The organism is Trueperella bernardiae, from assembly GCF_030246965.1.
Taxonomy (GTDB): Bacteria; Actinomycetota; Actinomycetes; order Actinomycetales; family Actinomycetaceae; genus Trueperella; species Trueperella bernardiae.
The window spans coordinates 1,910,141-1,932,701 of the sequence record NZ_CP127099.1 but is presented as its reverse complement, the minus strand read 5'-3'; the positions used below and the strand labels follow the sequence as shown (position 1 = coordinate 1,932,701).

Annotated in this window: 19 protein-coding genes; 13 read left to right on the top strand and 6 right to left on the bottom strand. The window is 65.6% G+C overall.

The window, feature by feature from the left end; translation table 11 throughout:
* Window positions 1-3: 3 nt before the first annotated feature.
* The 5 genes from yidC (at window position 4) to QPC17_RS08835 (ending at window position 5,822) form a co-directional block, all read left to right on the top strand.
* Entirely contained in the window at window positions 4-1,182 is a 1,179-nt protein-coding gene (gene yidC, locus QPC17_RS08855; RefSeq protein ID WP_068538924.1) for a membrane protein insertase YidC, read from the top strand.
* Window positions 1,183-1,191: 9 nt separating this feature from the next.
* Window positions 1,192-1,773, top strand: coding sequence for a Jag family protein (locus QPC17_RS08850; RefSeq protein WP_062612867.1), 582 nt, complete (start codon window positions 1,192-1,194; stop codon window positions 1,771-1,773).
* Between the two features lie 75 nt (window positions 1,774-1,848).
* Entirely contained in the window at window positions 1,849-2,535 is a 687-nt protein-coding gene (rsmG, locus tag QPC17_RS08845) for a 16S rRNA (guanine(527)-N(7))-methyltransferase RsmG (protein WP_062612869.1), read from the top strand.
* A gap of 1,233 nt (window positions 2,536-3,768) precedes the next feature.
* Entirely contained in the window at window positions 3,769-4,473 is a 705-nt protein-coding gene (locus QPC17_RS08840; protein ID WP_349018029.1) for a ParA family protein, read from the top strand.
* 2 nt (window positions 4,474-4,475) lie between these two features.
* A complete protein-coding gene (locus QPC17_RS08835; protein WP_062612873.1) occupies window positions 4,476-5,822 on the top strand; it encodes a ParB/RepB/Spo0J family partition protein in 1,347 nt (448 codons plus the stop codon).
* 102 nt (window positions 5,823-5,924) lie between these two features.
* Here QPC17_RS08835 and QPC17_RS08830 read toward each other — a convergent pair whose 3' ends face one another.
* The 6 genes from QPC17_RS08830 to QPC17_RS08805 all read right to left on the bottom strand — a co-directional run bounded on the left by QPC17_RS08830 (window position 5,925) and on the right by QPC17_RS08805 (window position 13,990).
* Window positions 5,925-6,884 carry a D-alanine--D-alanine ligase family protein gene (locus tag QPC17_RS08830; protein WP_244899237.1) on the bottom strand — a complete coding sequence of 320 codons (960 nt, stop codon included), beginning with the start codon at window positions 6,882-6,884 and terminating at the stop codon, window positions 5,925-5,927.
* A gap of 15 nt (window positions 6,885-6,899) precedes the next feature.
* On the bottom strand, window positions 6,900-8,222 hold the full coding sequence (locus tag QPC17_RS08825) for an aminotransferase-like domain-containing protein (protein ID WP_062612877.1): 1,323 nt from the start codon (window positions 8,220-8,222) through the stop codon (window positions 6,900-6,902).
* 150 nt (window positions 8,223-8,372) lie between these two features.
* Window positions 8,373-9,302, bottom strand: a complete 930-nt coding sequence (gene trxB, locus QPC17_RS08820) for a thioredoxin-disulfide reductase (protein ID WP_062612879.1) — start codon at window positions 9,300-9,302, stop codon at window positions 8,373-8,375.
* Between the two features lie 12 nt (window positions 9,303-9,314).
* Complete coding sequence (locus tag QPC17_RS08815; RefSeq protein ID WP_285347250.1) at window positions 9,315-11,471, bottom strand: protein kinase family protein; 2,157 nt, start codon at window positions 11,469-11,471, stop codon at window positions 9,315-9,317.
* A 45-nt stretch (window positions 11,472-11,516) separates the two neighbouring features.
* A complete protein-coding gene (locus tag QPC17_RS08810; RefSeq protein WP_285347249.1) occupies window positions 11,517-13,475 on the bottom strand; it encodes a DUF6049 family protein in 1,959 nt (652 codons plus the stop codon).
* A complete protein-coding gene (locus tag QPC17_RS08805) occupies window positions 13,472-13,990 on the bottom strand; it encodes an NUDIX hydrolase (protein ID WP_082661100.1) in 519 nt (172 codons plus the stop codon). Before QPC17_RS08805 ends, QPC17_RS08810 begins: the two co-directional genes overlap by 4 nt.
* A 139-nt stretch (window positions 13,991-14,129) precedes the next feature.
* On the opposite strand from QPC17_RS08805, the gene QPC17_RS08800 reads away from it, so the two are divergent.
* The 8 genes from QPC17_RS08800 to rplI all read left to right on the top strand — a co-directional run bounded on the left by QPC17_RS08800 (window position 14,130) and on the right by rplI (window position 22,339).
* Complete coding sequence (locus tag QPC17_RS08800; protein ID WP_371440857.1) at window positions 14,130-15,548, top strand: CCA tRNA nucleotidyltransferase; 1,419 nt, start codon at window positions 14,130-14,132, stop codon at window positions 15,546-15,548.
* A complete protein-coding gene (locus QPC17_RS08795) occupies window positions 15,548-16,954 on the top strand; it encodes an MFS transporter (RefSeq protein ID WP_236698643.1) in 1,407 nt (468 codons plus the stop codon). Before QPC17_RS08800 ends, QPC17_RS08795 begins: the two co-directional genes overlap by 1 nt.
* A gap of 190 nt (window positions 16,955-17,144) precedes the next feature.
* Window positions 17,145-18,335, top strand: coding sequence for an AI-2E family transporter (locus QPC17_RS08790; RefSeq protein ID WP_062612894.1), 1,191 nt, complete (start codon window positions 17,145-17,147; stop codon window positions 18,333-18,335).
* 9 nt (window positions 18,336-18,344) lie between these two features.
* Window positions 18,345-20,489 (top strand): transglycosylase domain-containing protein, encoded by a 2,145-nt coding sequence (locus tag QPC17_RS08785; RefSeq protein WP_062612896.1) that lies wholly within the window; start codon window positions 18,345-18,347, stop codon window positions 20,487-20,489.
* Between the two features lie 223 nt (window positions 20,490-20,712).
* Window positions 20,713-21,021: a 30S ribosomal protein S6 gene (gene rpsF / locus QPC17_RS08780; RefSeq protein ID WP_062612898.1), complete on the top strand. Its 309-nt coding sequence runs from the start codon at window positions 20,713-20,715 to the stop codon at window positions 21,019-21,021.
* A gap of 13 nt (window positions 21,022-21,034) precedes the next feature.
* Window positions 21,035-21,565 (top strand): single-stranded DNA-binding protein, encoded by a 531-nt coding sequence (locus QPC17_RS08775; protein WP_062612900.1) that lies wholly within the window; start codon window positions 21,035-21,037, stop codon window positions 21,563-21,565.
* A 71-nt stretch (window positions 21,566-21,636) separates the two neighbouring features.
* Window positions 21,637-21,876, top strand: a complete 240-nt coding sequence (gene rpsR / locus QPC17_RS08770) for a 30S ribosomal protein S18 (protein WP_038101734.1) — start codon at window positions 21,637-21,639, stop codon at window positions 21,874-21,876.
* Window positions 21,877-21,892: 16 nt separating this feature from the next.
* Window positions 21,893-22,339, top strand: coding sequence for a 50S ribosomal protein L9 (gene rplI, locus QPC17_RS08765; protein WP_062612902.1), 447 nt, complete (start codon window positions 21,893-21,895; stop codon window positions 22,337-22,339).
* Window positions 22,340-22,561 lie beyond the last annotated feature (222 nt).

Here is a 22,561-nt window from a genome sequence, read left to right as displayed (position 1 = left end):
TAGGTGGATACCATCCTCTTCCCCCTCATGTGGGTCATTTCCTACATCATGTACGGGATTCACACCGCACTGACCGCGATCGGGATGCAGGCGGGCGCCGGGCCCGCGTGGGTACTGTCGATCGTGGGCCTCACGATCATCATCCGCATCCTCATCATCCCGCTGTTTAATAAGCAGACCAGGGCCTCGCGCGCATCGCAGGAGCTCGCACCCGAGATCCGCAAGATCCAGAAGAAGTACAAGGGGCGTACCGACCAGGTCTCCCAGCAGCGCCAGCAGGAAGAAATGATGGCGCTCTACCGCGACCACGGCACGTCGCCGTTTTCGGCCTGCCTCCCGGCGCTCATCCAGATGCCGATCTTCTTCTCCCTTTTCCGCCTGCTCTACGCGGTTTTGCCGATTTCCACCGTCTCGTACCAGCGCCCGTCGATTGGCCCGATCAACCAGGCCGTGGCCCAGGAGATCGGCGAGTCTACGGTCTTCGGCGCCCCGCTCGTGTCCTCGATCTCGACGGCGAACAGCTTTTCCCTGCCCACGAACGTCATCGTGGTGGCCGTGGTACTCATCGCCCTCATGATGGCCACCCTGTTCTTCTCGCAGAAGCAGATCATGACGAAGAACCTGCCCGAGGACTCGCAGGACCCGGACAACCCGGCATACAAGATGCAGAAGTACATGCTTTACGGCATGCCGTTGATCTACCTGTTCTCCGGCTCGGTGTTCCAGGTGGGCGTGCTCGTGTACTGGCTGACCGGAAACATTTGGAACATTGGCCAGCAGACTTGGCTTATCACCAAGAACCCCGCGCCCGGCTCGCCGGCCTATAAGGCCCGCCAGGAGCGGCTGCGCGCCAAGCGCATCGCCAAGGGCCTGCCGCCGGAGGAAGAAGAGTCGGCCACCGAAGTGTCGGTGGGTCAGCGCGAACAGCCCCTCGGCAAAAAGCGCTCCAAGAAGGCCGCAGCGAAGGGCGTTGAGCCCGCCGCCGACGTCGTGAACGGCGCCGCCGCCGACATCGCCGAAGAAGAGTATGAGATTCGGGGACTCGACGGACTCACCGACGCCGAGCGCGCCCAGAAGCGCTACGAGCGGCGGATGGCCGAGCGGCAGCGGTCGAAGACCAAGAAGAACAAGAAGCAGCAGGCTAAGCAGCGCCAGCAGAACCAAAAGAAGCGCAATTTTTAGGGGATAAAGATGAGCGAAGATACTTCCAAGCTTGATCAAGAAGGCGACATCGCCGCAGACTACCTCGAGGAGCTGCTCGACATCGCGGACCTCGACGGGGACATCGAGATCGGTGTCGAGGCCGACCGCGCCTCCGTGGCGATCGTGTCTGACGACGGCGGGGACCGCCGGCTCAAGCGCCTCATCGGCCGCAAGGGCGAGGCACTCGATTCGCTACAGGAGCTGACCCGCCTGGCGGTCCAGCAGGAGACCGGCGAGCGTTCGCGCCTCATGCTCGACATCCTTGGCTACCGCGACAGCCACCGCCGCCACATCGCGGAGATCGCACAGCGCGCGGTGGACCGCGTGGAGGAAACCGGAGAGCCCTACTCGATGAAGCCGATGAACCCGTTCGAGCGCAAGGTGGTCCACGACGTCGTGGCCGCCGCCGGGCTTGTGTCTGATTCGTCGGGCGTGGGCCAGGACCGCCACGTGGTCATCACCCTTCCCGATGATGATTACGACGACGACTACTCTGGCGACAGCGCTGAGAGTGCGGAAAGTGCCGACAGCGGGGAGAGCGCGGAGAGCGCCGAGTCCGCGGACGAGTAAGCAACGCTGATGCGGGGGCTGGCTGCGGCTGGCCCCCGTTTCTGTAGGTAGTGGTAGAAGAGGGAGCGTGTAGAGATGTCGGATGCGAGGAAGTCCGGGTGGGAGCCGGCGAGTGCGCGTGTTGACGTGGTGAGAGTGGAGCCCACGCCGGAGGGCGGCGCAGGTCACTTTGGTGTTCGCGAGTGGGAGCGGCTCGTTCGCTTCGGAGAACTGCTCGTGGAGCAGGGTGAGCTGCGCGGCCTCATTGGGCCGCGGGAGCTGGACCGCTTGTGGTCGCGCCACCTGCTGAACTCGACTGCCGTGTCGGAGTTCGTGCCCAACGGGATGAGGATCGCGGACGTAGGGGCGGGAGCCGGATTTCCTGGAATGGTTCTCGCTATCATTCGCCCTGACCTTGACGTCGACCTCATCGAACCCATGGAACGACGCACCGACTGGCTCCAGTTCGTCACCGATGAACTGGCGTTGGAGAACGTGAACGTCATCCGCGCCAGAGCCGAAGATCTACCCAAGACATATGCCGTGGACGTCGTGACCGCCCGCGCAGTCGCCGCCCTCAAGAAGCTACTCCCCTGGACGCTACCACTACTCAAGCCTGGCGGACGGCTTGTCGCACTCAAGGGGCAGCGGGCCGAGATTGAAGTAGCCGAGGCCGAGAAGCAACTCATGAAATACCGGGCACAGTCTGCGCGAACGATGGACGTGGATGTGTGGGGAACTGACGAGGGCACAAGGGTAGTTGAGGTCGTCAAGATGAAGTAGTGAGCGGTTCAGGCTTTGTAGTCGGAGTCTGGCCGTCAGCGCGATGTTTCACGTGAAACAGTGTCGTGAGTAGCGAATGCTGCGCGAATGTTTCACGTGAAACATTGGGCATTTGGTTTCGTCTGCGGTAGAGACGCCGGTTCTTAAGGCGGTGAAACTTTATGTCGCCGCCCCGGTGTCGCCACCTGCGGTTCGGGTCGTTCTTTATCTACTTTCTGGCACCTCCGCACTTCCGTTTCACGTGAAACATCGCAGCCGGCCGAGCTATCTGGCCCCCCACGGTTCTAATGCCGTGTCGTACCGAAGGAATTAAGCGTTTCACGTGAAACAGCAAATTTGTCTGTGACAGCCTTCCCTCCATTTGACTGCAATGCAGGTACTTGAACTGATAGCCATGCGTTTAACGTGAGGCACTACGGGCGGTTATAACGCCCTTCCTCCGCTGGCACTTCACGTAGTGTGCTGTTTCACCGTTTCATGTTTCACGTGAAACACCACTCTGGTGCTTCTGTCTGCGGAAGTGTCGCCGGGACGTCCGGCAGGGAGCGTCATTTTTCCGTTCCTTCGTAGTTACTTCGGGCGCTGTTCGGGACAGGTCCTTCGGTAGCTTCCTTTAGATTTCCGTTTCACGTGAAGCGTCATAGTCTTTTGAGGCGGCTTAGTCTGCAATTCCTTGTAACGTGCCGTCGCTCTTCGGCTGTTGAACGCTTCACTTAAAACATTCGAATTGAGTAAACTATATCGTTTCCGCCAACGTATAGCACAAGACAGTTGGGAACCGAATAGTGTTTCACGTGAAACGGTTGATAGGACCTGTGGACATCACAAGTGCTGTGGAGAGGCGCGACTGTTTCACGTGAAACGCGGTCAGTTTGATGGAGAAATTAACCAGTCAACGTTCGTGCGCGGGGCCGATGTTTCACGTGAAACATCGCTCGAAAGAAGTTCAGAAGCGCGATTGTCGGGGCACTCCGATAGAATGAACTCCTAACAACCCGAGGAGCAGAAGTGGCAGATCCCAGACGTCAAGCCGAGCGTCGCCGCGGCACTGAGCCCGTCAAGCGTACTTTTGAAGAGCAATTCACGGAAGCGGCATCCCCAGTGGGTGCAGAACTCCTCCGAGACAGGAAGACACTGCGAGGACTTCGCGGAAAAAAGCTTCCCAAGCCCGAGCAGACCAGAATCATTGCGGTCGCAAATCAAAAGGGCGGCGTCGGAAAGACGACCACGGCGGTGAACATCGCTGCGGGACTCGCGCTCGGTGGTCTCAAGGTGCTGGTCATTGACGCGGATCCCCAGGGCAACGCCTCGACGGCTCTTGGAACTCCGCACACGCCCGGCACCGAGTCGCTGTATGAAGTTATGATGGGCCAGAAACCTCTCGATGAGGTCACCTACCAATGCCCGGACATCGTCAACCTGCAAGTGGTTCCATCGACGATCGATCTTTCGTCGGTCGAGGTCTCACTCATCATGGAATTCCGACGGGAATACCGCCTCAAGGAAGCGATAGAAGCCGCTAACCCGGACGTCGACTACATCATCATCGACTGCCCGCCCAGCCTCGGGCTCCTCACGCTGAACTCCCTCATCGCCGCTCGCGAGGTGCTGATCCCCATCCAGGCGGAGTACTACGCACTGGAGGGCCTGACCCAGCTGGTCAACACCATCAACATGATCAAGGAATCAGCGAACCCGGAGCTGCACATCTCCTCGATCCTGCTCACTATGTTCGACAAGCGCACCAACCTGTCACAGGACGTCGCTGCCGATGTGCGCGAGCACTTCCCGGAGCAAACCCTCACGGTCGAGATCCCTCGCAACGTGAAGATCTCCGAGGCGCCCAGCTTCGAGCAGACCGTGCTCACGTATGACCCGCGTTCGGCCGGAGGCGTCGCCTACCTCGCCGCCGCCCACGAGATCGCCAACCGGAGGTAAGAATGTCTGACAAGAGAAGAGCACTCGGACGCGGACTCGGCGCGCTGTTCCCCGAGGAACAAAAGGAAACGCGCAGTCGGGCCACGGACGTTTTCTTCAGCTCGCCCATCGCGAAGGAGACGACAAGCGCCGACACTTCGGACAATTCGGACACTGTGGTGTCTGAGGCAGATACGGTGAAGGAATCCGGCGAAACGAAGCCGGCAACTGCCCGGAAGACCACGGCAAAAAAGACAACCGCGAAGAAGGCCGCTTCGGAGGCCAGTTCTTCGGAGAATTCCATGCTGTCCGAAAATGCAGCCAAGGAAGGCGCCGGCCTGGAAATCTCGCTCGACTTGGCGGCAGGTTCGGGAACAGAAACCGCAAGCGAGCCGGGTGTGCCCGCCAAGGGCAAGGGCCGGGCTGGTGGAACCCCCACGGGCATGGGCATGCCTGACCTGGCCACCGCTGCTACTGCTGACACCGCTGATCCCAACGGGCTGCTCCCCGTCCCGGGCGCCACCTTCGGCGACATTCCCGTCGACGCCATCATTCCCAACACCCGCCAGCCGCGCGAAGTCTTCGACGAGGACGATCTCCAAGAGCTCGCAGACTCGATTGCGGAGGTCGGGGTGCTGCAGCCGATAGTCGTGCGCGGGCTCGCGGAGCACCACCCAGACAACCCGGACGCACAATACGAGCTCATCATGGGCGAACGTCGTTGGCGAGCTTCGCAGCGGGCGGGCAAGGACACCGTCCCCGCGATCGTCCGTCACACCGACGACGCCGACCTCCTGCGCGACGCCCTCCTCGAAAACCTCCACCGGGCAAACCTCAACGCCCTGGAAGAAGCGGCTGCCTACCAGCAGCTCCTCGAGGACTTCCGGTGCACGCAGGAAGAACTCTCCCGGCGAATTGCTCGCTCGCGCCCGCAGATCTCCAACACGCTACGCCTGCTCAAGCTACCCCCGCTCGTCCAGCGTCGGGTGGCGGCCGGCGTTCTCTCGGCGGGACACGCCCGCGCCCTGCTCGGGCTCACGGATCCCGCGGCGATGGAGCGCCTCGCCCAGCGTATCGTAGCGGAGGGCCTCTCCGTTCGGCAGGTCGAGGAAACCGTGGCGATCGGGGAGGACTACGCCCCCGCACGTGCACGGGGTCCCCGCCGCGGCCGTTACGCGGAAGAGCTCAATGAGCTCGCGGGCCGCCTCTCGGACCGGTTCAACACCCGGGTCAAGGTCAACATGGGCTTGACCAAGGGGCGGATCGCCATCGAATTCGCGACGATCGAAGACCTGAACCGGATCCTCGACAACCTCTCTGAGGGTGCCGTGGCAGTCGAGGCAGAGAGCGGTGCGGCGCAACAAGCCTGAGATCTGCCAGCGCAACATGTGCGGCGAACCGGGTGAAACTCATGACTCCCGCGTCGTCGCTGACGGCACTCGCCAGCGTTGCTTGCGTGGCCAGCGCCCGCCCTACTCCTGGGCGGCGTCGGCGGAGTGCGCGGCCGTTGTGAGGATGTCGAGGTAGACGTCGTCGAGCGTGCGGCCCTGGCGGCGCGCCAGCGCGGCCGCGCCCTGCGGGAAGATCGAGGTCTCGCTCATGCCGGGGGTGATGTTGACGTCGAGGAACCAGGCCTGGCCCTCGGCGTCGACCATGACATCCGTGCGCGACAGGTGGCGCAGCCCGAGCGTACGGTGCACGGCCTCGGCCATCTCGCTGACCACGTGCGTCACCTTGTCCTCCTCGTCCGCAATGAGGTACTCCACCCGGCCGGGGTTGTATCGCGCGTCGTAGTCGTAGGGGCCGGACGCCCGGACTTCCACCGGCGGCAGCGCCCGTGGGCCCTCCCCAAGGTCGGCGACGCCGACGCCGAATTCACGCCCCGCGATGTGCTGCTGGATGAGGGCCACATCCCCGTACGCGAAACAGTCCACCATCGCGCCCGGCAGCGCCGCGCGGTCAGACACGATCGACAGGCCCATCGAGGACCCAGCTTTGGTGGGCTTCACCACCAGGGGGAAATCGAAGCGGTGCTCCACCAGGTTCAAAATGTTGCCCACGCCCACCTCGCGGAACAGGCTCTGCGGAAGCGCGAGCGAATCGGGCACCCGCAGCCCGGCGCGCGCCAGCACCGACGCGGCCACCGACTTGTCCGAGGCCAGCCGGCATCCGAAGGCTTCTGAGCCGACGAACGGGTACCCGGCCAACACCAGCAGGTCCTGCAGCGAGCCGTCCTCGCCGATGGATCCGTGCACGAGCGGCCACACGACGTCGGGCTCGATCGCGTCCAGGCGCTGGAGGAGCTGGGCGTCGACGTCGAGAACCTTGACCTGGATCCCGGAGTTCCGCAGCGAATCGGCCACGCGGCGGCCGGAGTGGAGCGAGATCTCACGTTCGTGGGTGAGGCCACCGGCGAGCACAGCTACTGTCATCGGGCCCATCATTACCTACCTTAGGTTCGAGTTCGGCGTTTCCACGCCGGAGTTGGTGTGACGATTGGGGTTGCCGAACATCTGAACGGTGTCGAGTTCGGCCTCGAGCACGGTGGACAGGCGCCGCACGCCCTCCTTTATCCGCTCCGGGGTGGGGTAGCAGAAGGATAGGCGCATGTGGTCGCGCCCCTGCCCGTCCGCGTAAAATGCTGTGCCGGACACGTAGGCCACGAGATTGGTGGTGGCGCGCGGAAGCATCGCCTTGGCGTCGATCCCGTCGGGTACCTTCACCCACGTGTAGAACCCGCCCTCGGGCACGTTCCACGAGCATTGCGGCAGGTACTTCGCCAGCGCGCCCGTCATCGCATCCCGCCGCTCGCGGTACATCGAGCGGTAGGACTTGATCTGCGCCATCCAGTCGTACGTGCGCAGGTATTCGGAGATCGACAGTTGGCCCATCTTCGTGGGCGACAGCACCGCGTTCTCATTCGCCAGCACCAGTCGCTGAATGACGGCGTGCGACGCCAGCGCCCAACCCACGCGATACCCGGGCGCGAAGGTCTTGGAAAACGAGCCGAGATAGATTACCCCGTCGGGGTTGAAGGTCTGCAGCGGGGTCATCGTCACGTCGTCGAAACCGAGCATCCCATACGGGTTGTCCTCGAGGATGAGCACGTGGTGGCGCTTACAGATCTCCACGATCTGCGGGCGGCGCTCCAGCGACATCGACACGCCCGCCGGGTTGTGGAAATTCGGCACGGTGTAGAGGAACTTGACCTCACGGCCCTCGTTCTCTAGCTTGGTCAGCGTCTCCTCGAGCGCCTCCGGGATCAGCCCGTCCTTATCGAGCGGCACGTGCACCACGTTGGCCTGGTAGGCGCGGAACACACCGAGCGCGCCCACGTAACTGGGTGCCTCGGCCACGATCACGTCGCCCGGGTTGATGAAGATCTGCGTGATGAGGTCCAGCGCCTGCTGCGAGCCGGTGGTCACCACGATGTCGTCGGGGTGGGCGCGAATACCTTCTGGGCGCATGATCTCAACGATCATCTCCCGTAGCTCTTCCTCACCCTGGCCGCCACCGTATTGCAGCACCTGCGTGCCGCGTTCGCGGATGAGCTTGGCAGACATTTCCGCCAGGAAGTCGAGCGGGAGGCCCTCGATGTTCGGCATGCCGCCGGCGAGCGAGACGACCTCCGGGCGGTTCGCCACTGCGAACAGCGAGCGGGTCTCGGACTGGCGCATGCCAAGTGCCCGGTCCGCGTAACGGTCAAACCACGGATCCAGGCGCGTGCCCGATCCCGTGGCGGCTAGTTTGCTCGCGATGCGCTCGTTCATCTCATTCCTCTCCCACGCCGACGCTACCACTTTGCCTCCCACCCGCGCAGAATTGTCCACAGGCTACCCAACGACGCCGGCCTGCCGGCTTGCGCCCAACGGCCCGCTGGCGTCACAAGCGCTTGTTAACCGACGACGCCGGCCCGCCGGTCAGCCGGCCAGTGCCTCCAGGTAGGCTTCGGCGTCGAGCGCGGCCTTGCAGCCCATGCCCGCGGCGGTGATCGCCTGCTGGTAGTGGGAGTCGACGACGTCGCCGCACGCGAACACGCCCGGCACGCTCGTTGCGGTGCTGGGCTCGGCCACGGTGATGTAGCCCTTGTCGTCGAGCGCGATCTGGCCCTTGATGAACTCGGTGCGCGGCTCGTGGCCGATCGCCACGAACAGGCCAGTCACGGGTAGCTCGCGGGTCTCGCCCGTCACGGTGTCACGCAGGGTGAGGGAATCAAGCTTGGCTGAGCCGTTAATCGATTCAACCACGGAGTTCCAATGCATCTTCACCTTGTCGTTGGCGAGCAGGCGGTCGGCCATAATCTGCGAGGCGCGCAGTTCGTCGCGGCGGTGAATGACGTGAACCGTGGTGCCGAAGCGCGAGAGGAATTGGGCCTCGGTCACGGCCGAATCGCCGCCGCCGACCACCGCGATCTCCTGGTTACGGAAGAAGAACCCGTCGCACGTGGCGCAGTAGGACACGCCCTTGCCCGACAGCTCCTCCTCGCCGGGCAGGCCCAACTTCTTGTACTCCGAACCGAGCGCGAGGATGACGGTCTTGGCCTGGTAGGTCTCCTCGTCGGTGACGACCTCCTTGACCTCGCCCTCGAGCGTCATGGACTCCGCGTCCTCGTAGCGCACGTCCGCGCCGAAGCGCTCCGCCTGCTCCTGGAGCTTCTCCATGAGGTCCGGGCCGAGGATGCCCTCGGGCCAGCCGGGGAAGTTCTCCACCTCGGTGGTCTGCATGAGCGCGCCACCAGCGCTGACAGCGCCAGCGATGACGACGGGCTTGAGGCCGGCGCGGGCCGTGTAAATGGCGGCGGTCCATCCGGCGGGGCCGGAGCCGACGATGACGACGTCGTGAATAGTCACTCTTCCTCGTTTCTACTTCACATGAATTTCGGACACGATCATTTGCGGTTCACCCGCGCTGTTGAGGGGCAGCTCGGTCATCCAGATGACGAATGACGTGCCGGTGAGCGGCTCGCTTAGCGTGAACGTGGTGCTGCCATCCGCGGGCCCTTCGGCGAGGACCTTGCCTGCCGAGGGTGCATCCTTAACGGTGTCGCGGATCTGAATACTCCCGCCGGTGTTGCCCACGGTGTCGATCGTGACCTCGGCGACTGTGGCCTCCTGCTCGAGCTCTACATAGAGGCCAATACCGGACATAGTGTACATATCGGGCGAGCCGTACGTCCACGACTCCCACTCCGTCTCCGGGTTGCCATCCACGGCGAGCGGCACGATGCTCGGGTTGTCCAGCGTGGCCGGGTCTGTGCCGCGCAGCAGGCCGGCGTCGGGGCTGACCAGCTCGGCCGCGGCAATGGCGGGCGCCACGGTAGGGGTGGGGCTCGGCTCGGCGGTAGGTTCGGCCGTGGCCGAGGGCTCCTCCGTGGAGGGCACGTTCGTGTCCGGATCGACCAGCGTCACCGGGGCGACCGGCGCCGTCAGCGTCTTCAATCCCAACCAACCAAAGAAAACGATGCCGACCGCGAACAGCGGCAGCACCACCTTCGACACGTCGAACTTTTTCTCCCGCTCGCGCTCGTACTCGGTGAGTGCGGGCTTTGGCGTGGGCTTGGTAGCAGACTTTGCTAAGGGAGCGCCGGCGGGCTTCGGATCGGGTCTCGCGGCGGGCTCAGCCGCGCGCGCCGCCATGGCCGTGCGCGTGATGCGCTCCGGCTCGGTGACCTCACCCTCAAGCACGCTCACACGCTTCGGGCCAGACTTCGCCTCGGGCACGACGCTCTCGGGCTCGCGGTCAACCTGCGACTTGTCGCCCTCGTCAACGACGTCGGCCTCCAGCTCGGCTGCCGACTCTTCCGCTGGCATGACGGCAGTCTGGGCCTCCTCGGGGGAGAAGGCCTCGGTGGCCGGGCCCTCGGGTTCATGGGAAAGGTCGGGCCACGCGATTGGCGAGGAAAGCTTGGCATCCCCGTCCAGGCCGAGCGCGTCGTCGACCACCTGCGCCGCCTCGGCCTTCGTTTCGGCAGGCTGGTGCACGGGTTCGGGCTCTGCAGCCGCAGGCTCCTCGATGTCGGCCGCGGCGCCTTCTGCCCCAGCGTCTTCTGCCTCGTTCTCGATGTCGGCCGCGACTATCTCGATCGTGGCCGGCTCGCCCGCAAGTTCCTCCGCGGGCTCGTCCGCCGTCTCTACGGCGCCCACGCCCTCAGCGCCTACCTCTTCTTCGTGCGCATCAATCGCCTCGGGCTTGAGCGCCGGCCACTGCGGGCGCGTCTTCGGTGCCGTGACGGGCGGAATGCCGTCAGCCGCGGTGGCGGCGTCGTTGGCCTTCCCAGGCAAAGCCGCCACGTCGATCGCGTGCCAGGGCACGAGCGAGCGGGTGAGGTCGGCGGGCGAGGTGGCACCCTGGCCCTCGGACTCGCGCGTGAGCAGGGAGTCGAGCACGGGAGGCAGATCGAGCTGGCGGGCCTCATAGATGGCCGAGTCGTGCTCGGAGGGCTCGGGGAAGTCGTGGCCGAGCAGTAACGACGCGCACAGCACGCTCAGCCCTCGCGCCTCGTCGCGGTCGAGGTCGGCGCGGTCCTTCGACGTGTCAGCCCCGGCCAGCGCGCCGAAAACCCCCAACCCGTCCACGATCACGTCGCCCTCGGGCGTGAGGAAGATGGTCCTGCCCGTGCAATGCAGGTGGCGCACGCCGCGCCGGGCGGCGGTGGCGATCGCGCTCGCGGCCTCGCCAATAATGGAGGCCACCTGCTCGGGTGGCAGCGGCGTGCCGATCAGGTGCTGGGAGACGGGACTGCCCGGCGGGATCTCCGTGATGATCGCCAGGTCCTCCGAATCCACCTGCACGATCGACACGAGGTGCGGGTCCGCCACGAGGGAGGCGCGGTGGGCGGCGTCGATCGTGGGTTGGGCGCGCGGGGAGTCGGGGTCAACGACGATGGCGCGCACGTGCCGCGACAGCACCACGTCGAGCGCCACCCACACACTCGCCTGATCGCTCGGCTGATGCTCGTACGGGTACAGCAGATCGAACCGGTCGGCGATGCGCTGACCAGCCTGCGCGTATGTGTTCACGTCTCACTCCCTCGTCAATCTTTGCCAAAGTCTACCGCGACCGTGTCACGATCGCCTTGATGCCGCCACGAAATCGTCCGGCTGCACGGGCTTGGAACGGCGGCCATCGCGCACTGACTTCACCAGGCCGATAAGGAACACGAGGCCCACGGCCCCGGCGATCACCACGGTGCCCACGTTCTCCCAGTCCGCCCGCACCCGCACGCGCAGCACGTCCTTAGCGCCGACCACCGTGCCGTCCGCGTTCGTCACCGTCACCTCCACGTCCAGGTTGCCCGAGCCGTGAGCCTCCACCGGCACCGAGACCGTGGTGGTCGACGACCCCGGCAGTGTCACCTCCACCGGCGACGGTGCGCGCAGGCGGATGTCCGGCACATCGAGGTGAACGGTTACGGTCACCGGCTGATGGAAGCCGTTCGTCACCTGCACGGGTAGTGCCGAACTTTCCGAGATGAGGTTGATCGTGGAGGTAGTGGAGACGTGGATCGTCTCGAGCTGGGCGGGCGTGGGCGCGATCGTGCGGATGAGGGCTTCGCGCCCGGACGGGTTTCCGCGCCACGACACGGAGGTCAGCTCCTGCGCCGCGGTGGTGGCGGCGGCCACCTTGGCATCGGCGTCGGGGAAGATCGCGGCCACGGCGCTGAAGGCGGCCAGTGCGTGGTCGATCGCGGTGACCTCCCCGCGCGTGAGCGCGCCGGAAGGTTCGGTGTCGGGCTCGGTGAGGACGCGCTCGGTGTCGTCCGGCTCGAGGCCAATGAGAGCTTTGACCGACGACGCCGTCACCCAGCTTGCGTCCAGCACTGCGGCCACAGCCGCGCGGGCGGCGTCGCTCGCCCCCCGGGGCACGGCGAGGACGTAGGGGCGCGGATCGTTGGGGCGCTGGCGGTGGTGGACGGCGGAAAGGGCGACCGCGACCTGGCGGGTGTCGAGCGTGTCGAGGGCGACGTCGTCGCGGCCGATCACCTGCAACTCGCCGGAAAGCACGTCGGAAGCGAGGGAATTGGTGACCAGCAGCGGCTCACCCTGGAAGGTGGTGACGGCCGAGGGGGTGTAGGTGAGCGTGTCGGCGGGCGCGTAGTCGGCGTCGGGGACAAGGACGGTCATGCCCAGGTCGTGGGCGAAGGCGATGTCGTTGGCGGTGGGAGACGAGGCGGGCAGGAACACGGTGTTCGTGGCGAGCTCGCGCGCTTGCTGCTCGCGGTCGAGGGCGGACAGCGCGGAGATGTCCGCGTCATAGGCCGGCAGGGCGAGGAGGGTGGCGCGGTCCGTGCTTACCGGCAGCTCCCGGTCCACGGCCAGCGTGACGCCCGCGATGTCCCAGGCATCCACCTGCTTCGTGACGTCGGGGAGGAGGGCGTCGGTGTCGGAATCGGTGGCGGGGGCGTCAAGGAGCAGGTTGATCGGCTCGGAGCTGATCGCCGAGACGGGCACCACCGCTGTGGCCGGGAACGGGGTGAGCTCGGCGGAGGAGGCCACCACAATCATCGTGCGGTCAAAGCTGACCGGGCCGTCGTCAGTGGACAGCTCGATCTCAATGCCGCGCGGGCCCCACGTGAACTCGCCGGTGGGCCAGGGCAGCTCGGTGTCGGGAAAGCTGAGACGCAGCGTGATGGTCTGGCCGGGGGCGACGCTGCGGGAGATATCGGTGCGGGCGACGTCCCAAGAAGGGGTGACGTCGGCCATCCAGCGATGCACCGAGAACTCGGAGACCGCGGTGGTGGCCTGCGCGCGCAGGTCGGCAGAGGTCAGGGTGAGCGGGGCGGTGCCCGTGTTCGTCACGTCCACCGACACCACCAGGTCCTGGCCCGCCTCCAGGACGGCGGGGGCGTCGGAGATGGTGACGGCGGGCTGCGCGGAGTCGGCTTCGGCGCTCGCGGTCTCGGAGCTGGTGCCCTGGGCGCCGGGCCGGGCGTCCGTCGTCGCGAAGGCGGGCCCGGAGGCAGACAGCGCACCGGGTATACCCACCACGAGCGCGGCGACCAGCGCCGCCACTAGGCGTTTCATTCGCGGCCCCCGTACAGGATCGCGCGGGCCATGCCCACAATGCGGCGTTCGTTGGGGTAGACCAGGCGGGTGGCGACCTTGTCGATGCGCACCCACTCCACGTCCTCAGCCTCCTGGTCCGGGTCGTTATCCACGGTCAGCTCGCCGGAGAGCGCCTCGAGGAGGAAGTGGTGGACGACCTTGTGCACGCGCTTGTCAGTGGAGGAAAACCAGTAGTCGATGGAGGCCAGGTGCATGAGGGCGCGGCCGAAGATACCGGTTTCCTCGCTGACCTCGCGCACGGCCGCCTGCTCGGGCGTCTCGTCGCCCTCGAGGTGGCCCTTCGGCAGGCACCACTCGAGGCGCCCGCCGCGATTACGCCGGGCGATGACGGCAACGTAGGCCTGGCCGCCTTTGACCGAGACGATGACGCCGCCCGCGGACGTCTCGTTGACGACCGGCAGGTTGTGGATACGAACCACTGGTCGTCTGCGGCGCGACCCCCTGGGAGGAGGGGCCGGGAATCTTCTTGACATCTTATTTCTACTGTAGTGATCTAGGTCGAGGAAAGTGCTCACGCACCCGGTTTTCTGGCACTCTTAAGGAGTGACTGAACGCGATACCACTTCCTTGACGACGACGGACGCCGGCACGAACCAGCGCGCCCGGCTTCTCGTGCAGGGACACCGATCCCTGTCCGATCTGCCTGAGGCAATTCTTGAACTAGGATCTATTTTCGCACGTTCCGGGCACGAATTGGCCCTCGTTGGCGGGCCAGTTCGAGATGCCTTCCTGGGCCGCGCTATTCACGACTTTGATTTGACGACGTCGGCGCGTCCCGATGAGACGATGGCCCTGCTCGGCGAGTGGGGCGACAAGGTGTGGGACATCGGCAAGGACTTCGGCACGATCGGCGCGGCGCGCTCCGGGCTGGTCGTGGAGGTCACCACCTACCGCACCGAAACCTACGATCCGGCCTCCCGCAAGCCCGAGGTGGACTACGGCGACACGCTGGAGGGCGACCTCACGCGGCGCGACTTCACGGTCAACGCAATGGCGGTGCGCCTGCCCGAGCTGGCGCTCGTGGACCCGTGCGGCGGCCTGGATGATTTGATCGACGGCGTGCTCGAAACCCCGGCCCCGGCCCGGCAGTCCTTCGACGACGACCCGCTACGCATCATGCGCGCCTGCCGTTTCGCCTCCCAGCTGGACTTCGACGTATCCGAGGAGGTCATGGGCGCGATGGCTGACATGGCCGCCCGCCTGGAGATCGTCTCCGCTGAGCGCGTGCAGGCCGAACTCGAGCGCCTCATGATCGGCGCCAACCCGCGCAAGGGCCTGGAACTCATGGTGGAGACGGGCGTGTGCGACGTCGTGCTCCCCGAATTCTCCGCGCTCCGCGAGACCGTGGACGAGCACGGGCGCCACAAGGACGTCTACGAGCACACCCTCACCGTGCTCGATCGCGCGATCGCGCTTGAGACCGACGACGACGGCCCCGTCCCCGCCCCCGACTTCGTGTTGCGCTTCGCCGCGATCATGCACGACGTCGGCAAACCCGCCACCCGCCGATTCGAGCCCGGCGGCGCGGTGTCCTTCCACGCCCACGACATCGTGGGGGCGAAGATGACCCGCAAGCGCATGAATCACCTGCGCTTCCCCAAGGTGGTGACGAAGGACGTCTCCGCCCTGGTCGCCCTTCACCTGCGCTTCCACGGGTACGGCGAGCAGAAGTGGACGGACGCCGCCGTGCGTCGGTACGTCACCGACGCCGGCCCGCTACTCGAGCGCCTCAACCGGCTCACCCGCGCCGACTGCACTACCCGCAACCGGCGCAAGGCCGCGTGGCTGTCCGCCGGGATGGATGACCTCGAGGCGCGCATCGTTGAGCTGAAGAAGCAAGAGGAGATCGACGCGATCCGCCCCGACCTCGACGGCCAGCAGATCATGGACCTGCTCGGCCTCAAGCCCGGCCGCGAGGTCGGCCAGGCGCGCTCTTACCTCCTGGCCCTGCGCATGGAGGAGGGGCCGCTCGGGCAGGAGGAGGCCACGCGCCGTTTGCTGGCCTGGTGGGCCGAGCGGGGCGAGGAGTAGTGGCTGGCCCGAGCCGAGAGAAAAGCGCGGGCCGGGACGCCGGCGTCGTGGGCGAGGAGCTCGAAGCGCTCGGTGAGGCGCGCGGGAAGCCGGCCGAAGAGCTGGGCGGCGAGAAGCCGGGGATGCTCGAGCAACTGCGCCAGTGCGCGCAATATCCGAAGTACCGCAAGCTGCTGGTGATCCGGATCGTGTCGCAGACCGGCGACGGGGTGTTCCAGGTCGGGCTCGCCACGCTGTTCTTCTTTAATCCGCAAAACGCGACGACAGCGGCCGGGGTGGCCGCGGCCTTCGCGGTGCTACTCCTGCCGTTCACGGTGGTCGGGCCGTTCGCCGGCACGTTGCTGGACCGGTGGAGCCGGCGCCAGGTGTTGTTCGGCGCGAATCTCATCCGGATGGCGCTCGCGGTGGTGTTGGCCGCGCTTATCTTCGCGGCCCCGACGCACTGGCTGGTCTACGTGCTGGCGCTGGTGACATTGGGGGTCAACCGCTTCTTGCTGTCGGGGCTGTCGGCCGGACAGCCGCATACGCTGCCGAAGCACCTGCTGGTGATGGCGAACTCCATCACGCCCACGCTAGGTTCGGTGGCGGCGGCGCTCGGCTCGGGCCTGGGACTGCTGCTCAGCCTCGTTTCGGCCGAGTCGATGCGCAACGCGATGGCGCTCATGATGGCCGCGGTCATCTTCGCAATGGCCGCGATACTCGCGCTGCGGCTCGGCCGCGACGAACTCGGCCCCGAGGCCCGCCCGACCACCACGCTCGGGACGGACCTGGCCGGCGTCGTGCGGCGGATGTGGGACGGGGTCGTGTACCTCACCCGCCGCGGCACGCCCATGTACGGGCTGACCGTCATGGCCACCCACCGCTTCCTCTACGGAGTCAACTTCATCGCGCTGCTCCTCATCTCGCGCAACCTGCTGGCCGATCCGCACGACGCCGGCGCCGGGCTCGCGATGTTCGCTCTGGTGGCGGGGGTGTCGATGGTGGGCAACGGGCTGGCGATCGTGGCAACGCCCACCGTGTATCAGTGGATCTCGCCGGCGGCGTGGATCGTGGTGTGCCTGGGGATCTCGGCAGTGTCGCAGACGCTGCTGGTGGCCACATACAAGATGCCGCTGCTGTACGTGTCGGCGGTGCTGCTGGGGCTAGGCGTGCAGGGGGCCAAGATCGCGGTGGACACGATCGTGCAGGCCGACACCGCAGATTCTTTCCGCGGGCGGGCCTTCTCCCTCTACGACATGATGTACAACGCCGCGTTCGTGGGCGCGGCCGGGCTGGCCGCCGTCGCGCTACCGGACACCGGCTGGGAGCCCTCCGTGTTTGCGGTGCTCACCGTGGTCTACATCCTGCTCGCCGGCTGGTACTGGTACATGGTCAGCCGGATCGGCAACGCCCCGCGCGAGGCGTAGGCGGCGGTTGGCCGGGCGGCCTGACACAACTCGTGAACCTGAGGCATACCAGGCCCCTATAGCGATCGGTAGCCGGTATATTCACGACTTCTGCCAGGCGCAGTGCTGGGCACTGGGCGCGAGGGGCGTGAGGGGTGTCGTGATGGGGACCTTCCCCGCGAGTGTCGGAGGAAGGTGAGATGATGAAGTCATGACGAACGAAGACCTTCCCCGCGAGCTCCCCGAGGAGGAGCCGCCGGCGCCGCCGGTGCAGATTGAGGACCGCGAAACGAGCGGCCTCATGATTCTCGTGGTGCTCGCGCTCATGACAGTGCTGGGGATCGGCCTCAACGCCATCTCCTCGGTGTTCACGCCGATCTTCCTGGCGCTCACGCTCGTGCTGGCCGTGCGCCCGATCGGGCAGAAGATGATCAAGCACGGCCTGCCGTCGTGGCTGGCGGCCACCGTGGTCATCACGGTGCTCGCGCTCATCGTGTTCGGGATGCTCGGGGTCACGATCCTGCTGCTCACGCCCGTGCCGCAGACGCTGATGAACTACTCCATCAACTTCGAGAACACGATGGACCAGGCCACTGAACTGCTCACCCGGCTGGGGTTTGAGAACGTGGAGCTGTCAAACTTCTTCGACCAGATCAACTTCAACTCGGTGGTCAGCCTGGCGTGGGAGCTGGTGGACAAAATGTCGTCGGTGGGCGGGCTCATCGCGATCGTGGGAGTCGCTGCGTTCTTCATTACCATCGACACCACGATCACCTCCGGGCGTGTGGCCATCATCAACAAGCGCCACGCCAACATCGGCCGGGCCATGTCCGACTTCGAGCGGCGCGTGCGCTCCTACTGGGTGGTCTCCACCCTGTTCGGCCTGATCGTGGCGGTGATCGACGGCTTCGCCCTCCAGGTGATGGGCGTGCCGCTGGCGTGGACATGGGCGTACTGGGCGTTCGTCACCAACTACATTCCCAACATCGGCTTCGTTATCGGCGTCATCCCGCCCATGCTCATGGCGCAACTCGACCAGGGCTGGCAGGCGATGGTGTGGGTGCTCGTGTTGTACTCGATCATCAACGTGGCGATCCAGACCTTCATCCAGCCCAAGTTCACGGGTGACGTGGTGGGGCTTTCGCCCACGGTCACCTTCATCTCGCTGGCGTTGTGGACCGTGGTGGTGGGCATCCTCGGCTCGATCCTTGCGGTGCCGCTCACATTGTTCTTTAAGGCTCTGCTAGTAGACTCCGATCCACGCGCCCGCTGGCTCGATGCCTACCTCATCTCCGAGCAACACATCGTGCGAAAAGACAGGCAGGGAGCGTACGCCGTCCCCACTCCCAAGGAGCGGCGGCGGAAAATGAAACGTTCGCGGCCCACGCGCGCGAAGAACTGAGAGGCAGCGATGGCAGGAAAAGAGAAGAAGGCGAAGGCAAAAGGCCGCGGTTATCCACGCGAGGGCCTGGGGCCGATTCGCCGCTGGATCCCGTCGTGGCGCTTCTTCCTCGGCACGTTCTTCGCTCTGACCGCGCTGGGGATCGGCGCCCTCGCCGGCCTGTACGTCACCACGAACATCCCCGAGGTGGACGACTTCGCGCTCGCGCAGACCACGAAGGTCTACTACTCCGATGGCGCCACGGAGCTCGGATCGTTCTCAGAGCTCAACCGCTCCTCGGTGTCCCTGGCCGACGTGTCGGAGCACCTCCAGCACGCCGTCATCGCCTCGGAGGATTCGTCGTTCTACGAGAACTCGGGCGTGGACCTGCGCGGCATCGCGCGCGCCCTGTGGAACAACATCCAGGGCAAGCCCACCCAGGGCGGGTCCACCCTCACCCAGCAGTACGTGGAGCGCTACTACACAGGCACCACCACCTCGCTGTTCGGCAAGCTCAAGGAAGCGATCCTCGCGCTGAAGATTGACAGTCAGCAGTCGAAGGAAACGATCCTTGAAAACTACCTCAACACCATCTACTTTGGGCGCGGCGCCTACGGCATCGAGGCGGCAGCGCAGGCCTACTTCGGCGTGCCGGCCAAGGACCTGACGCTGTCCCAATCCGCAACGCTCGCCGGCATCATCCCCGCACCCTCGGCGTGGGATCCGGCCGTCAGCCCGGAGCGGGCCGAACAGCGCTTCGAGCGCGTCATCGCCCGCATGGTCTCCGAACGGTGGATCACGCAAGAAGAGGCGGATACGGCGTCGTTCCCGGAAGTGCTCGAACCGAGCAAGGACAACGCGTATGCGGGAACGGACGGGTACCTGCTCGCGGCCGCGCGCAACGAACTGGTGGACAACGGGTTCACGGAGGAAGAACTGGCCACCGGCGGCTACCGGATCGTCACCACGATCGACGCGGCCAAGCAGCAGGCCGCCGTGGAGGCCGTGGCGAACCTGCCACAGGACAAGCCCGATAACTACTACGTGGGCCTCATCTCGGTCGATCCGCGCAACGGGGAGATCTACGCGATGTACGGCGGCAAGGACTACCTGGAGCGCCAGCGCAACTCGGCGCTACAGGACCGGGCGCAGGCCGGGTCCACGTTCAAGGCCTTCGCGGTAGCGGCCGCGATGGACGCCGGCATCTCTCCGCTCGAGCGCTACGATTCGCCGGCCACCTACACGATCGCCAATCCCGGTGGCACCGACCTGACGTTCAACAATGTGGACGGGCGCAGCTACTACAGCGTGCCGCTGACGAACATGACCGCGCAGTCGCTCAACACCGGCTTCATCAAGCTGAATGAGGAGATCGGCCCGAACAAGACGCGGGACATGGCGGTCAAGCTCGGCCTGCCGGAGGACACCCCGGGTCTGGATAACGGGGTGGGCAACGTGCTCGGTTCGGCCTCCCCGCGAGCGGTGGACATGGCCACGGCGTTTAGTACGATCGCCAACGGCGGGGAGAAGACCACCCCGCACATCGTGCGCGAAGTCTTCCAGGGCGAAAACCGGATCTACACGGGCAACACCGTTGGTGAGCGGGCGATCAGCGAGGAGACGGCCCAGCTGTCCACCTACGTCCTCGAAAACACGCTCAAGTACGGTGGCACGGCCGCCAACGCGGCGCTGCCTGGCCGCGAGGCGGCCGGTAAGACGGGCACGTCCACCGGCCCGAAGTCGGCGTGGTTCGCCGCCTACGTCCCGCAGATGGTCACGGTGGTCAACATGTACGCCGTGGGTGAGGACGGCTCAGAGGCCGTGCTCGAACCGTTCGGTGGGGTCTATCAGGTGGCCGGCGGCGATTTCCCCGCCCAGGTGTGGCACGACTACATGGCGACGGCCACCGCGGATATGGACGTGGAGTACTTCCCGAACGTCGACACCCTGATTGGCCAGCTGACACCGAAGCGCACCCCGGCGCCCGCGCCCGAGCCCAGCGAGGAGCCTTCCGAGGAGCCGAGCGAGGAGCCGAGCACCGAGGCCCCCACCACCGAGGCTCCAACCCAGGCCCCCAGCACCCCGGCTCCCACGGAGGCGCCAAGCGAGGAGCCGAGCGCGCCCCCCAGCCCGGAGCCGGAGCCCGATCCGTCGTCAGAACCTGCCGACGGCTAGGGGGCCGGCACCGGGCGCGAAGCGAGACGCCGGGTCTGGGCCGTTGGGCGTGAGGTGCCCGGGCGGCGTCGCGCGCGACCGCCGGGCATCCACATGTGGCGCATTGCGCAGTGGCCTAAGCGCGCGGATGGGCTAGAATTGGTCTTTGTCTGTCTATGACAGAGCATGAACCCTCCTGTCACGGAAGGACCGTGACCGTTGAGACCAAAGGAGGTGGGTAGACATGCGTAGTTACGAGATGATGATCATCCTCGACCCGGAAGTGGACGAGCGCACCCTCCAGCCCACGCTGGACAAGATGCTCGCCGTCGTCCCGGCTGAGGGCGGATCCCTCGACAACGTGGACATCATGGGCAAGCGTCGCCTCGCCTATGACATTAACAAGAAGAGCGAAGGCATCTACGTCGTCGTGTACATGACGGCCGAGCCGGACACCGCCAAGGAACTCGATCGCCAGCTGGGCCTGAACGAAACCGTCATGCGCACCAAGCTGCTCCGTTACGAGCCCAAGGCCGCGGCGGCAGCCGAGTAAGAAGGAGAAGGACATGGCAGGCGAACCGATTATTACCGTCGTCGGGAATCTCACCGCAGATCCGGAACTCAAGTATGTTGGCTCGGGTACGCCAGTCGCTTCCTTCACGGTCGCTTCGACCCCGCGTACCTACAACCGCAACACCAACGAATGGGAAGACGGCGAAGCCCTCTTCATTCGTTGCTCGGTGTGGCGCGAATACGCAGAGAACGTCACCGAATCCCTGTCGAAGGGCATGCGCGTGGTCGTTCAGGGCAGGCTCCAGATCCGCAACTACCAGCGCCAGGACGGCTCGCAAGGCACGTCCGTGGAAATGCAGGTAGATGAGGTCGGCCCGTCGCTGCGCTACGCCACGGCTCAGGTCACCAAGACCAACCGCTCCGGCGGCGGTCAGGGTGGTTACAACCAGGGCGGCGGTTACCAGGGCGGCTTGGGCCAGCAACGCGGTCAAGCATCCTACAACGCGCCTCAGGGCGGCTCGGGCCAGGACCCGTGGTCGCAGGCGCCAAGCGGATCGGCATTCGACGACAACCCGCCGTTCTGATCCACCATTGTTAACCGGCCAGCGGGCAGTGCTCGCCGCCGGAATGTTCACAGATAAAGAGGAATTCAATCATGGTCGCAAAGCCTGTTTTGCGTAAGCCCAAGAAGAAGTCAAACCCGCTGAAGGCTGCGAAGATCGAGCACGTCGATTACAAGGACACCGCCACGCTTCGCAAGTTCATCTCCGACCGTGGAAAGATTCGCGCTCGCCGCGTCACCGGTGTTTCCACCCAGGAGCAGCGCCAGATCGCCCGCGCCGTGAAGAACGCTCGCGAGATGGCTCTTCTTCCGTTCTCGAGCTCGAACCGCTGAGGAAGGGGATAAATAAATGAAGGTCATCCTGACTCACGAAGTTGAAAAGCTCGGCCAACCGGGCGACGTGGTCACCGTCAAGGACGGTTACGGCCGCAACTACCTGATCCCGCGCGGCTACGCCACGGCGTGGACCAAGGGCGCTCAGCGTCAGATCGATCAGATCAACGAGGCCCGCCGCCGCCGCGCCACCGAGGATCTCGAGTCGGCACGCGAGTCGCGCGACGCGCTCGAGACCGCCACCCTGCAGATCGCCAAGACCGCCGGCGCGAACGGCCGCCTCTTCGGCGCCGTCACCACCGCCGACGTGGCCGCTGCTGCCGCTGCCGTCACCGGCAAGCCGGTGGACCGCCGCCAGGTGCACCTGGTGTCGGCCATCAAGTCGGTGGGCGAGTACACCGGTTCGGTGAAGCTGGGCGAGGAGATCGTGGCCAACGTGAAGATCAACGTGGTCGCCGAGTAATCCGATCAGCACGCGGCTGAAGCCGCACAGGGGGCGGGGCGCGGGAGCGCCCCGCCCCCTTCTGCTGCCCGGCGGTGTGTGCCGACGGCCCGACCGGGCCTGGCCGGCCCGCCCACCTGGCCTGCCCGCCGTTCTCGGGCGCCCGGCCGGTCGCCCCCTTCCGTTTCGCGTCACGCGAAGTGTTTTCACGTCGCTCAAATCCCCGATTTGAGTGCGCACAAA

Coding starts and splice junctions, on each gene's coding strand:
- rpsF (WP_062612898.1), top strand. CDS start 20,713: ATGCGTAGTTACGAGATGATGATCATCCTCGACCCGGAAGTGGACGAG.
- rplI (WP_062612902.1), top strand. CDS start 21,893: ATGAAGGTCATCCTGACTCACGAAGTTGAAAAGCTCGGCCAACCGGGC.
- rsmG (WP_062612869.1), top strand. CDS start 1,849: ATGTCGGATGCGAGGAAGTCCGGGTGGGAGCCGGCGAGTGCGCGTGTT.
- QPC17_RS08830 (WP_244899237.1), bottom strand. CDS start 6,884: ATGACAGTAGCTGTGCTCGCCGGTGGCCTCACCCACGAACGTGAGATC.
- QPC17_RS08850 (WP_062612867.1), top strand. CDS start 1,192: ATGAGCGAAGATACTTCCAAGCTTGATCAAGAAGGCGACATCGCCGCA.
- QPC17_RS08775 (WP_062612900.1), top strand. CDS start 21,035: ATGGCAGGCGAACCGATTATTACCGTCGTCGGGAATCTCACCGCAGAT.
- QPC17_RS08835 (WP_062612873.1), top strand. CDS start 4,476: ATGTCTGACAAGAGAAGAGCACTCGGACGCGGACTCGGCGCGCTGTTC.
- QPC17_RS08825 (WP_062612877.1), bottom strand. CDS start 8,222: ATGAACGAGCGCATCGCGAGCAAACTAGCCGCCACGGGATCGGGCACG.
- rpsR (WP_038101734.1), top strand. CDS start 21,637: ATGGTCGCAAAGCCTGTTTTGCGTAAGCCCAAGAAGAAGTCAAACCCG.
- QPC17_RS08805 (WP_082661100.1), bottom strand. CDS start 13,990: ATGTCAAGAAGATTCCCGGCCCCTCCTCCCAGGGGGTCGCGCCGCAGA.
- QPC17_RS08785 (WP_062612896.1), top strand. CDS start 18,345: ATGGCAGGAAAAGAGAAGAAGGCGAAGGCAAAAGGCCGCGGTTATCCA.
- QPC17_RS08810 (WP_285347249.1), bottom strand. CDS start 13,475: ATGAAACGCCTAGTGGCGGCGCTGGTCGCCGCGCTCGTGGTGGGTATA.
- QPC17_RS08790 (WP_062612894.1), top strand. CDS start 17,145: ATGACGAACGAAGACCTTCCCCGCGAGCTCCCCGAGGAGGAGCCGCCG.